The organism is Streptomyces sp. HmicA12, assembly GCF_000373565.1.
Classification (GTDB): Bacteria; Actinomycetota; Actinomycetes; order Streptomycetales; family Streptomycetaceae; genus Streptomyces.
Genome location: NZ_KB891802.1, coordinates 187,097 through 198,380, shown reverse-complemented (window position 1 = coordinate 198,380; position 11,284 = coordinate 187,097). Strand labels below are relative to the sequence as shown.

Below are 11,284 nucleotides of genomic sequence, written 5' to 3'. Positions count from 1 at the left end.
GTGCCGATCCAAGGTGAAGCGGTGAGCACTCTTCAGGACGACCGCGACGCAGCCGTACGGCGTGTGCGGGAGGCGTACGCCCAGGGGCACATCTCGCACGAGGAGATGGACGGACGCCTGCATCGCATCCTCACCGCCGAGACGTCCGGCGACTTGGAGCCCGCCCTTGCCTCGCTCCCGCAGGAGCCGCCCGTCGTCCCGTCCACGATCGCCGCGGCGGGCGGCCGGATCAAGCGGGGCGGGGCGTGGCGGGTGCCCCGGGTCCTCAAGGTCGCGTCCGCGTACGGCCGGCTGAGGATCCGCCACGCCTGGCGCTGAACCTCAGCCGCTCTTCGGGAAGGACACCTCCACCCGGCGGTTCTTCTTGCGGCCTTGCTCGCTGCCGTTGTCCGCGATCGGGTAGTCCTCGCTGTAGCCACGGACCTGGAACGTGACGTCCCCGCCCGACGCGCCGAGCGCCGCCGTCAGTTCGTCGTGGACGGCCTCCGCGCGCTTCTTGGAGAGCGTCAGGCCGTGCGCGTACGAACCCAGGTTGTCGGTGAACCCGAACACCCTGACCGTGCTGGCCTTCTGGGTGCCGATCTCGTCCGCGATCGCCTGGATGCGGGACCTCGCGTCCGGGTTGAGTTTCGCGCTGTCCTTCGGGAACAGCACCTCGGCCTGGAGCGCGAACGTCACGGTCTCGCTGGTGTCGGAGCGCCGCTCGTCGCCGGACAGGTCCTCGACCACCGACTTGATGTCCAGCACCTTGGCGGGCGCGAGCGTGGCGCCGTCGGCGAGCTTGAGGCCCGGACTGTTGGCGTCCACGTCCGGGGGCGCGGCGGTGCTGCCGCTGCCCGGCGGGGTGGAGGGGGCGTCGTCGGCGTGGGCCACGGCGGTGCCGGTGGCGAGCAGGAGGACCGTGAGCGCGGCGGCGGTCAGGTGGTGGCGGGGCATGTCATTCGCCCTCGGTGATGTCGAGTTGGGCCGGGGGCATGGTCGGCACCTGAAGCTGGACGGAGGTGGTGCCCTCGGGGGGTGCGGGGAATTGGGCGAACCAGTCTGTGGACTGGCCCTGACTGATACCGCCCTCAAATTTGGTGCAGAGGCAGCGTCCCTGGGTGTCCCTGAGAACGAGGTACTTCTTCTTCCCAGCCTGGTCGACGAGGCTGGCTCCAGCCAAGGAACCACCGTTGGAGGCCAACTCGCGCTCGTCGCTTTTCCAGGTCGACCCGACCCAGACGTGCGAGGTGCCGTTCGTCACCGAGCCGTTGAGGGTGACAAACCCACCCTGGTCCCGCTTTGCCGATGTGACCTTGAGCGTAATGCCGTTGCTCTTGACCTCCACGAGCGGCTCCCCCGTCGACGACTGGGAAGCTTCCGGCTTGTCGCCACTCTCCCTCTGCGTCGCCGGCGCCGAGGACTTGGAGGCTCCGTCCTCCTTGTCGCCGTCGCCCCCACAACCGGCCAGGGAGAAGACAAGCCCAGTCGTGATCGCCACCGCGGCCAGCGCCCGGCGGGTCGTCGTAGTGCGCCGAAGATTCATCGCTACGGCTTCCCTTTCTCGTCAGTCGGCCAGGTGGACGGAGAACAGCGCCGACGCGTCCGGCAGGTCCTCCGGGTCGAAGTCCTCGGGGTCGATCTCGAACTGTGCGCCATCACACGTGAACTGGACGGCCTTCTTGAAGTCGGCGTCCACCGGGAAGTCGCAACGAGGCTGAATCACCGCGGTGGCCTGCGCCGTCGCGTGCCGATTCTCCGTACCAGGGATGATCGTGTCGCCGACCGTGTAGAGCGTGCGCACTTCCACCTGATAGCCCGGGTTGCCCTTGGCGTCTTCGGAGTTGGCGAGTCCCACGACCTCTGCGTCGTTCTCGGCAGCCAGCTGGCTCGCTGCGGCCTGTGCGTCGCCCCCAGCGAGGTCTTGCTGCCCGTTCAACCAGTCGAGCCAGTCATCGCCGTCGCCGATGGCTTGCCCCAAACCGACGACCAACTCGTCGCGCGCCGACTGTGTCGCGGCCAACGCAGCTGCATCCGCTGCCGATTGGGCACCATTGCGCGCCGACGCGGCTTGCGCGAAGGCGAAGAAGGCGAACGCGGCGAAGAGGAGGATCCCGGTCAGCCAAATATAGATCGGCAACGTGGATCCACGGTCACCGCTGGGCCACAGCCGACTCAGCCGCCAGTGACCCTCTGAACGGCGTCTCCGACCGCCGAGGAAATCTTCCCGTCCAGCCCCAACTGATCGATCGCCACGAAAATCCCCGCGATCAGAATCATCAGCCCCGCATACTCCACGAACCCGGCCCCGGAATCCCGCCGAGCGCCACGCAGTCGCTCCCCCGCCGAAACCGTCCACTTGACCCACACCCCGATGAGCCGATCCCTGGTCACGATCTCCCCTTCCCCGTACGTCAGCGCGCGTACCGTACGCAACGTACGCGACCAGCAACGGCTTGTACTCGGATTCGACAATTAACTGTCGTTGCTTGACCGGAAGTTGATGCCGGACCGTCCACCGCATCCGCGCCCTCCTCGTCGCTTTCGCAACTGCCCATCGCGGTCGGGAACACTGTAGCCAGAGAGAGCGCCGGAGCGTCAGTGGTTGGCGAACGGAGACGTGCTCGACTGTGCGATGTTCGGACGCAAACGGAGTGCGGTGTCATCGGCCCAGGATCGAGCCGAAGTCGGAGCCCGAGCCGAGGAACATGCCCGTGCCGATCAGGATCATGGTGGCCGGGAGCATGAAGACCAGGGTGACCATGGTGGCCTTGGGGATCGTCTTCGCGGCGCGGCGGCGGGAGTTCTGGGCGTCGGTGCGGCGCATGTCGGTGGCCAGTTGGATGAGGGTGTCCGCGATCGGGGAGCCCAGCTCCTCGCCCTGTTGCAGCGCCGACACGAACTGCGCGACCTGCTCGGACGCGTTGCGGCGGCGCAGCTCGTCGAAGGCCTGGCGGCGCGGGACGCCCATGTCCATCTGGCGCAGGGTGATGCGGAGTTCGTCCGCCCAGGGACCCTCGTACTTCTCCGCCACCCGGTCGAGCGCCTGGCGGAAGCCGAGGCCCGCCGAGACGACGACAGCGAGGACGTCGAGGAAGTCGGGCAGGGTGCGGTCGATGACGTCCTTGCGTTCGCGCATGGCCTGGAGGATGAGCGCGTCGGCGGCGAACGCGCCGAAGGCGAACGTCAGGATCGCCAGGAGTGGCTGAGAGCTGCTGGCGAAGACCAGGCCCATCACCACGCCGAAGGCGCCGTAGACCGCGCGGCGGGCCGCGTAGCGGTCGATGGTGAGGCCGCCGGGGTTGCCCGCCATGTCGATCCTGCGGCGCTTCGCGTCCACGCGGCGCGGGCCCATCAGGCGCAGGACGAGCGGGGCGAACCGCATGCCGAGGCGGTCGATCGCCGAGGACGGCGCGGAGACGCGGGTGGCGCCCACCTCCAGGGCCAGCGCGAGGTCGCTGGGGACCTTGGCGTCGGCCCGGTACATGCGGACGCCCATGAAGACGCCGAGGACGGCCACGCCCATGAGGAGGGCGAGGAGAAGGCCGATGACGGTGGTGGACATGAGCTGCTCAGACCTCGATCTTTCCCAGGCGGCGGATGACGAAGAAGCCGATCCCGTACAGGCCGAGCGAGATCAGGATCAGGGTCTGGCCGAGAGGGGAGCCGGTCACGCGGGCCAGGGCGCCGTCGTTCGACGCGTTGATGAGGATGAGCGAGCCGAGTCCGAGCAGCGGGACCGTGAAGGCCGTCGCGTTGACCTCGGAGAGCATGGTGCGGATCTCGCGCCGCGTCTCCTTGCGGTCCTCCAGTGTCTGCGTGAGGTTGCGCAGGGAGGAGACCACGGTGCCGCCCGCCTTGTTGGCGAGGACCAACGTCGTGACGAGGACGATCAGTTCGCGGGACGGGAGGCGCTCGGCGAGTTCGTCCAGGGCGTCGTCGACGGAGCGGCCGAGCGACAACTGGTCGGCGACACGCGAGAGTTCCTCACCCGCGGGCGCTTCGAGCTCCTCGGCCGCCATGGCGAGTGAGGTGCGAAGAGCCAGGCCCGCCGCGGTCGCGTTCGCCAGGAGGCGCGCCACGTCGGGGAGTTGGTTGATGAACGCCTCGATACGTTTCTGCCGCTGCCAGTTGAGGAAGATGACCGCGCTCCAGACGGCCACCGCGCCCGCGATCGGGCCGAAGAACGGGGCGAGCGTCGTCGCCGCCAGCAGCCACAGGGCGACGACGACCGCGGCCACGTAGACGAAGAACTCGCCCGGGGTGAGGTCGAGGCCGGTCGCGGACATCCGCAGCTGGAGCGCGCGGCCGAGCCGGGTGCGGCGCAGGCGGCGGTCGACGGCGGTGAAGCGGCGGGTCCTGCCTCCCGCGCCGCCCGCGTAGCCACCGGCCGGGTAGTCGTCGAGGCGGTCGACGAGGGCCTGGCGCTGGGCGCGCCCCGACGCGTAGACATGGACGCCCGCGATGGCGACGACGCAGGTCAGGACGGTGGCGCCGAGGGCGATGAGGGCCGGGTTCGTCATGCCGCACCATCCGCCGCGCAAGTGGACGTCATCCCGTGGCCTCCCTCGTGTTGAGTACGTCGACGGACTCGACGACGCCGAACGCCGGCGGCACCGCCTCCCCCGCCACGTACAGCCGGTCGGCGACGCGGCGCGGCAGCGGCAGGTGCTCGTAGTAGCCGTGGACCCGGCGCGGGCCCGCGTCGCCGTAGGTGTGGGGCTGGGCGACGAAACGGGAGACGGTCGCGATGGTGAACTGTTCGCGGCCGTGCGAGACGAGGAGCGCGATCTCGGTGACGCGGCGGGAGCCGTCGGCGTGCCGGGTGAGCTGGATCAGCACGTCGACCGCGGAGTTGATCTGGTCGCGGAGCGCCTCGAAGGGGACGTCGACCTCGGACATCGAGCCGAGCGTCTGGAGGCGGGTCAGGGCGTCCTCGGCGGTGTTGGCGTGGACCGTGGCGAGGGAGCCGTCGTGGCCGGTCGACATGGCCTGGAGCATGTCGAGCGTCTCGCCGCCGCGGACCTCGCCGACGATGATGCGGTCGGGGCGCATGCGCAGGCTGTTGCGGACGAGGTCGCGGATGGTGACCTGGCCCTTGCCCTCGACGTTCGCGGGCCGCGATTCGAGGCGGATGACGTGGTCCTGCTGGAGCTGGAGTTCGGCGGAGTCCTCGATGGTGATGATGCGCTCGTGCGGCGGGATCAGGGCGGAGAGGGCGTTGAGGAGGGTCGTCTTGCCGGAGCCGGTGCCGCCGCTGACGATGATGTTGAAGCGGGCCCGGACGCAGGCCGCGAGCAGCATCAGCATGTGCTCGTCGAGCGAGCCCAGGTCGATGAGTTCGGTGAGGCTGTACGCGCGCGGGAAGCGGCGGATGGTGAGGGTCGCGCCGGTGAGGGCGAGCGGCGGGATGATCACGTTGACGCGTTCGCCGGTGGGCAGGCGGGCGTCGACCATGGGGTTCGACTCGTCGACGCGGCGGTTCACGGTCGACACGATGCGTTCGATGGTCTGCATCAGCTGCTCGGACGAGGCGAAGCGGAGGGGGAGCTGTTCCACCCGTCCCGCTCGTTCCACGAAGATCGCGTCCGGGCCGTTCACCATGATCTCGGTGACGGAGGCGTCCGCGAGGAGGGGTTCCAGGATGCCGAGGCCGAGGGCCTCGTCGACGACGCGGCGGATCAGCTGGGTGCGCTCGGTGGAGGAGAGGACCGGGCCCTCGCGGCTGATGATGTGGCCGAGGACGCGCTCCAGGCGGACCCGGCGGTCCGCCGCCGCGAGGGTCGACATCTCGGCGAGGTCGATCTCTTCGAGGAGCTTGGTGCGGTAGACGGCGACGAGGCCGTCGTCACGGGACGGCTCGACGCCCGTCGTGTCCCGGGTGGCGACGACTCGGTTGCGCAGGCTCATCGTCAACTCCCCTGGTTGGTCTGGTCGCTGGGCATGGTGACGGTGCGGCGGATGTCCCAGCCGTCGAAGAGCGGGATGATCGCCGGTACGCGGACGGTGACGGTGCAGGTGATCGTGGCGTCGCCGCCGCAGGGGTCCGGCGCCGGTTTCAGCCAGCCGCTCGCCGAGGCGACGGCCGCCGCCGGGCCCGATCCGGGGTTCAGGGAGCCCGCCCGTGCGCCGGCGCGGGCCGCGCTGCCGGCCTGGTTGGCGCCGTAGCCGACGAGGCCGAGCTGGATCGCGGCCATGCCGATGACCAGGAGGAAGGGGAGGAATCCCGCGAACTCCAGCATGGAGACGCCTCGGTCGCCGCGCAGGCGCCTTCTCGGCGTTGCCGGTCGGTCGTCGGTTCGCAGGTGCGGGCTGTGGGTGGTTGCTCGCGCGGTTCCCCGCGCCCCTACGGGGCGCTTCACCGCCCCGCGTCCTCTTCGGTCGCCGCCCCGGCCTCGCCCGTGACGGACCACCCGGGGTTCACTCCCGGGAAGAACAGCGGGACGTCGACCGTGACCGTGGCCCTGGTCACCGGACCGGACGAAGGTGGGCAGGAGATGGTCGCGTCCTGCCAGGCCGACGGCAGGTGGGACCTCCCCGCGGCGTCACAGGCGCCCTGCCCGTCCCCGCCGGAGGCGTACGCCGACGTCGCCGCCCGCGCCGCCTCGTCCGCCGCGTTCCCGGCGAGGGAGTACGTGTATCCGTACAGCACGCACTGCCACAGCAGGCCCATGACGACGAGGACGAGCGGGAACATGGCGGCGAACTCCAGGGTGACCGCGCCCTTGTCGCCTCGGCGCCGGCCCCGGCGGCCGCCCGCGTCGGGGGGCGGGGCCGCGACCAGGTCCAGTTCGGCGGCCAGCGTCCACAGGGCCTGCTTCACGGTGGACCGGTTGTCGAGGTCCTGCATGCGGCCCGCGTCGACGGCGGCCTGGAGTTCCTTGAACGCGGCGGGGATCGAGGTGCGGGCCGTCTTCGTGCCGGTGACGCGCTCGACGAGGTTCGGCTGGATCTCGGCGGCGCGGGCGTACCGGTTGACGACGGTGACGGTCTCCTCGGCCTTGCGGATCTGGAGGCGGTCCCAGAGGCGGACCATGCGCTTGGCGGCGCGTACGGCGACGACGTCCGGGGTGACCAACAGGACGGTCTGGTCGGCGAGTTCGACGGCCGCGGCGTTGGCGGCCCCCATCTGCGTACCGCAGTCGACGACCACGACCTCGTAGCGGGCGCGCAGGGCGTGCACGACCTGGCGGGCCACCCGGTCGGTGATCTCCTCGCCGCGTTCGCCGTCGGCGGGGGCGAGGAGGAGGTCGATGCCGGACTCGTGGGTGAAGACGGCGTCCTGGAGGACGCGCGGGGTGATGTCGTGGATCGCGGCGAGGTCGGCGACGGAGCGGCGGAACTGTACGTCGAGGTAGGACGCCACGTCGCCGGACTGGAGGTCGAGGTCGAGCAGCGCGACGGCGCGGCCGGACGCGGCGGCGGCGAGGGCGAGCTGGACGGCGGTGAGGGTGGTGCCGACGCCGCCCTTGGCGCCGGTGACGGCGACGACGCGGCCGCCGCCGCCCGCGGGGACAAGCTCGTTGCCGGTGCCGCCCGCGAGGTGGCGGCGCATGCCGGTGGACCAGGCGGCGGCGGCCTGGACGCGTTCGGCGAGGGCGTCGTAGCTGAGCGGGAAGGCGACGATGCCGCGCGCTCCGCTGTCCATCGCGGCGGTGAGCAGGGCGGGGCTGGTGTCGGCGGTGACCAGGACGACGCCGACCGCGGGGAACCGCAGGACGAGGTCGCGGATGAGGTCGAGGGCGGGGACCGGGCCGATGCGTTCGTGTACGAGGACGACTTCGGGCAGCTCGTCGAGGGACTCGGCGGCGAGGCGGGCCAGGAGGTCGAGGAGGGCGGTGGAGTCGGGGACCGGGGGTGCGGGTTCCGTGTCGGGGAGCTGGGAGAGGAGGGTGATGAGCGCGCGGGCGCTGTCCGGGTCCCCGGCGGCGGGGAGGATGCGGGTGGTCACTGTTCCTCCCGGCTGAGCGTGCGGGGGGTTGTCATTGACGTACGGGGCAGTGCTTTCCGCCCCTCGAACGGGTCCCCGGCGCCTGCCGCCTTGCCCACCCGTGCCGCCCCAGGCGGCAGACTGCCCGAGGCGGGCCGCGCAGCGGCCCCGTAAGGGGCGCGGGGAACCTCGCGAGCAGCCACAGCGGACGCGAACCCGGTAATCAGCACGACCCGACCCCCTACTTGTCCTCGTCCAACGTGTACGACCGGTCCCCCGGAGGGACCGCGCCGTCGGCGCCCGGCGCCACCAGTGCCAGCCGGACATGGGTCGCGAACGACTCGGCGTACGCGACCCGCTGCGCATCCGCCGCGTCGAGCGCGAACGTGATCGGTACGGCCTCCCCCTGCCGCCGGACCGTGGAGTTGCCGGAGGCGTTCGCTCCCTGCTGGTCGATCGGCGTGAGCTTGCCGACGTCCATGACCTCGGCGTTCTCGACGATGACCTTGGACTGGTCGCGCTGCTTGTCGTTCTCGGCCTTGAAGGTGGCGTAGATGTTGACCTTCGACCCGGGATCGATCTTTCCGGCGACGCCCGTCTCCGCGTCGATCATGATGGCGATCTCCTGCTGCCCGGACTTGAGCTGGGGCCGGGCCACGATCATGTCCTCCTGGAGCAGGGACCCCTTCTTCAGCTGCGTGACCGCGATCTTGCCGCGGATCTCGCTCAGCCGGGTGACGGCCGTGGACGACAGCCATCGCTTCGGCATGCTGACCTTCTCGAACTGGTCCGCCGTCAACTCCTTGTACGGGGCCACGTCCTGCTTCAGCCGGTACGCGGCCGTCTCCGGCCCCACCTTGGAGTCCACGTCATGGATCACCGCCAGCACACCGGCGAACGCGCCGACGGCACACAGGGCCGAGACGACCAGGAGAATGACGCCGCGGCGCTGACGTGAATTCATGGACGGGGCAACCTCGTTGATAGACGGACGGTGGACGACGGACGGTGGACTGCGGACGGACGGGCGACGCGCACAGGTCAATGAGGGCCGCGCGGGAGCGCGGCCCTGGCCGACGCGGCGGCAGGGGCGAGCGCCGACGCCGAACGCCCGCTCCTGGCCCCCGCGAGCGGCGTCTCGGATGCGGTGAGCGGTGCCGCGCAGAACCCGCAGCGGTCGCCGATGAGTTCGAGCCCGCACCAGTGGCACTCCTCGCGGCGCACGGACGACACGAGCTGGTAGAGCACGGAGATGTCGGGGATGGCCGCGGCGAACTCCACGATCCGCCCGGGGCTGCCCGGCCTGCCGGTGGCCCACCAGCGCGCCGATTCCCCGGGCAGCCGCGTCTCGGTCATCCCGTGGACGCGCCAGGCCGGGGCGAGCGCGCCGGTGATCCAGTCGGTGGTCTGCTGTCCGGCGGCGTAGAAGAGGTGGGTGCCGAAGGAGGGTCCGGCCGGTATCTCGCCGGACGTCCCGGTGAGTTTGACCAGCTCGGGCTGGGGCGAGGCCACCACCGCGAACTGGGCCCCGGGCGCCCATGACTTGGTGTGCGCGCGGAGCGTGACGGGGACCCGGTCGAGCTTGGCGACGGAACCGACGACGGCGCCCGCGTACACGTAATGGGCGAGCAGGCGCGCGGCGGAGGCGAGGACGCCCGGACTGAAGTCGCAGATCGACAACTGGCGGAGTTGCAGGGCCAGTACGGCCATTCCGAGCGGCGGAAGTTCGGGCCGCAGGATCGCGATCCGGTCGCTCTCGAGCACGGACCGGATGGAATGCAGACGGTGCACGACCGCGTCCGGCGCGGATTGCGGGCAGAGTGCGATCACATATCCGTGCTGCTCGATCAGTGTGTGTACGTCGATGATCGCGCGGTCGAGCGGATACGTGTCCTGCGACTCCCCCACGGGCAGCACGGACGCCGTCGGGGTGTGCCGGTCGGGCGAGGCGAGCACCAGGTCGGGGTCGGTCACGGCTATCGCGGTCGGCACGCACGCACCCCCGGTCGCTCTGCGCTCTCTGACACTGAACCCTGCTGCCTGAGCACCATATCCACGCGGGCGCCCGGCAACACCCCACTTCGCACTGTTCATGGCCCGATGGGTGCGGGTTGGCGCGGAAGCATCGCCTCCGTCACTCGACGCGCACGAACTCCCGGCCGTGTCATGGGTCTTGACATCGGTATTGGTCTGGACCAGCTTGGAGGCCCAGCAGCTGCTGCCCCATCTTCCCCACCTCCCCCATAGATCCCCCACAGATCCCCCCACCGGAGGCAGAGATGAACCACCCCCACCAGAGAAGGTCCCGACTCGCCCCCCTCATAGGCGCGTTCGCCGCGGCGGCACTCGCCACGGCCGGCCTGCTCGCCACGACGGACAGCGCGCAGGCGGCGCCCACCGCTGCGTCCGCCGCGGTCCCCGCCCACGCGGTCACCGGCTACTGGCAGAACTTCGACAACGGCGCGAGCGTGCAGAAACTCGCCGACGTCCCGGACGCGTACGACATCGTCGCGGTCGCCTTCGCGGACGCGACCGCGACGCCTGGCGCCGTCGACTTCACGCTCGACTCGGCGGGCCTGGGCGGCTACACCGAGGACGCGTTCAAGGCCGACATCAAGGCGAAGCAGGCGGCCGGCAAGTCGGTGGTGATCTCGGTCGGCGGCCAGAACGGCACGGTCTCGATCAACGACTCGGCCTCCGCAACGAACTTCGCGGACTCCCTCTACTCCCTCATGCAGGAGTACGGCTTCGACGGCGTCGACATCGACCTGGAGAACGGCCTCGACTCCACGTACATGTCGCAGGCGTTGGAGTCCCTCGCGGCGAAGGCGGGCAGCGGGTTCGTCCTGACGATGGCGCCGCAGACCATCGACATGCAGTCCACGTCCACCGAGTACTTCAAGACCGCGCTCGCCGTGAAGGACATCCTCACGGTCGTCAACATGCAGTACTACAACAGCGGTTCGATGCTCGGCTGCGACGGCAACGTCTACAGCCAGGGCTCGGTGGACTTCCTCACCGCGCTCGCCTGCATCCAGCTGGAGGGCGGCCTCGACCCGTCGCAGGTCGGCATCGGCACCCCGGCGTCGACGAGCGCGGCCGGCAGCGGCTACGTGGCGCCGTCGGTCGTCAACGACGCCCTCGACTGTCTCGCCAAGGGCACGAACTGCGGCTCGTTCAAGCCCTCGAAGACGTACCCCGGCATCCGCGGCGCCATGACCTGGTCCACCAACTGGGACGCGACGTCCGGCAACGCCTGGTCGAACGCCGTCGGCCCGCACGTCCACGGCCTGTAGCACCGGCGGCCCCCTGGACGGGCAGCGCCGCCGCTCCCCCGGCGGCGCTGCCCACGCACCCGCTGTTCGGGCGTCGGGC

At 70.6% G+C, this 11,284-nt stretch carries 12 protein-coding genes and 1 pseudogene; 2 read left to right on the top strand and 11 right to left on the bottom strand.

The features are described from left to right. Window positions 1–300: pseudogene (locus B072_RS43005) on the top strand (DUF1707 SHOCT-like domain-containing protein); the annotation flags it as partial. A 21-nt stretch (window positions 301–321) separates the two neighbouring features. On the opposite strand, the gene B072_RS0111775 reads toward B072_RS43005, so the two are convergent. From B072_RS0111775 to B072_RS42995, 11 genes are all read right to left on the bottom strand, one after another. Continuing rightward, complete coding sequence (locus B072_RS0111775) at window positions 322–936, bottom strand: OmpA family protein (RefSeq protein ID WP_018530146.1); 615 nt, start codon at window positions 934–936, stop codon at window positions 322–324. A 1-nt stretch (window position 937) separates the two neighbouring features. Beyond that, window positions 938–1,525, bottom strand: a complete 588-nt coding sequence (locus B072_RS0111770; RefSeq protein WP_018530145.1) for a hypothetical protein — start codon at window positions 1,523–1,525, stop codon at window positions 938–940. A gap of 21 nt (window positions 1,526–1,546) precedes the next feature. After that, window positions 1,547–2,119, bottom strand: a complete 573-nt coding sequence (locus B072_RS0111765; protein ID WP_018530144.1) for a pilus assembly protein TadG-related protein — start codon at window positions 2,117–2,119, stop codon at window positions 1,547–1,549. Between the two features lie 35 nt (window positions 2,120–2,154). After that, complete coding sequence (locus tag B072_RS0111760) at window positions 2,155–2,355, bottom strand: hypothetical protein (RefSeq protein ID WP_051127161.1); 201 nt, start codon at window positions 2,353–2,355, stop codon at window positions 2,155–2,157. 286 nt (window positions 2,356–2,641) lie between these two features. Further along, window positions 2,642–3,544, bottom strand: coding sequence for a DUF5936 domain-containing protein (locus tag B072_RS0111755; protein WP_018530142.1), 903 nt, complete (start codon window positions 3,542–3,544; stop codon window positions 2,642–2,644). Window positions 3,545–3,551: 7 nt separating this feature from the next. Next, entirely contained in the window at window positions 3,552–4,502 is a 951-nt protein-coding gene (locus tag B072_RS0111750) for a type II secretion system F family protein (RefSeq protein WP_018530141.1), read from the bottom strand. 28 nt (window positions 4,503–4,530) lie between these two features. Then, window positions 4,531–5,889: a CpaF family protein gene (locus tag B072_RS0111745; protein ID WP_018530140.1), complete on the bottom strand. Its 1,359-nt coding sequence runs from the start codon at window positions 5,887–5,889 to the stop codon at window positions 4,531–4,533. A gap of 2 nt (window positions 5,890–5,891) precedes the next feature. Next, window positions 5,892–6,221: a TadE/TadG family type IV pilus assembly protein gene (locus B072_RS43000; RefSeq protein ID WP_018530139.1), complete on the bottom strand. Its 330-nt coding sequence runs from the start codon at window positions 6,219–6,221 to the stop codon at window positions 5,892–5,894. Window positions 6,222–6,337: 116 nt separating this feature from the next. Then, window positions 6,338–7,930, bottom strand: a complete 1,593-nt coding sequence (locus B072_RS0111735; protein WP_018530138.1) for an AAA family ATPase — start codon at window positions 7,928–7,930, stop codon at window positions 6,338–6,340. 220 nt (window positions 7,931–8,150) lie between these two features. After that, window positions 8,151–8,873, bottom strand: coding sequence for a Flp pilus assembly protein CpaB (cpaB, locus tag B072_RS0111730; protein WP_018530137.1), 723 nt, complete (start codon window positions 8,871–8,873; stop codon window positions 8,151–8,153). Between the two features lie 77 nt (window positions 8,874–8,950). Next, window positions 8,951–9,901: a hypothetical protein gene (locus B072_RS42995; RefSeq protein WP_106432857.1), complete on the bottom strand. Its 951-nt coding sequence runs from the start codon at window positions 9,899–9,901 to the stop codon at window positions 8,951–8,953. Between the two features lie 287 nt (window positions 9,902–10,188). On the opposite strand from B072_RS42995, the gene B072_RS0111720 reads away from it, so the two are divergent. After that, window positions 10,189–11,205: a chitinase gene (locus B072_RS0111720; RefSeq protein ID WP_018530135.1), complete on the top strand. Its 1,017-nt coding sequence runs from the start codon at window positions 10,189–10,191 to the stop codon at window positions 11,203–11,205. Window positions 11,206–11,284 lie beyond the last annotated feature (79 nt).

Excerpts from the sequence above, each read along its gene's own strand:
- B072_RS0111775 (WP_018530146.1), bottom strand. The coding sequence starts at position 936 with ATGCCCCGCCACCACCTGACCGCCGCCGCGCTCACGGTCCTCCTGCTC.
- B072_RS0111770 (WP_018530145.1), bottom strand. The coding sequence starts at position 1,525 with ATGAATCTTCGGCGCACTACGACGACCCGCCGGGCGCTGGCCGCGGTG.
- B072_RS0111755 (WP_018530142.1), bottom strand. The coding sequence starts at position 3,544 with ATGTCCACCACCGTCATCGGCCTTCTCCTCGCCCTCCTCATGGGCGTG.
- B072_RS0111750 (WP_018530141.1), bottom strand. The coding sequence starts at position 4,502 with ATGACGAACCCGGCCCTCATCGCCCTCGGCGCCACCGTCCTGACCTGC.
- B072_RS0111745 (WP_018530140.1), bottom strand. The coding sequence starts at position 5,889 with ATGAGCCTGCGCAACCGAGTCGTCGCCACCCGGGACACGACGGGCGTC.
- B072_RS43000 (WP_018530139.1), bottom strand. The coding sequence starts at position 6,221 with ATGCTGGAGTTCGCGGGATTCCTCCCCTTCCTCCTGGTCATCGGCATG.
- cpaB (WP_018530137.1), bottom strand. The coding sequence starts at position 8,873 with ATGAATTCACGTCAGCGCCGCGGCGTCATTCTCCTGGTCGTCTCGGCC.
- B072_RS0111720 (WP_018530135.1), top strand. The coding sequence starts at position 10,189 with ATGAACCACCCCCACCAGAGAAGGTCCCGACTCGCCCCCCTCATAGGC.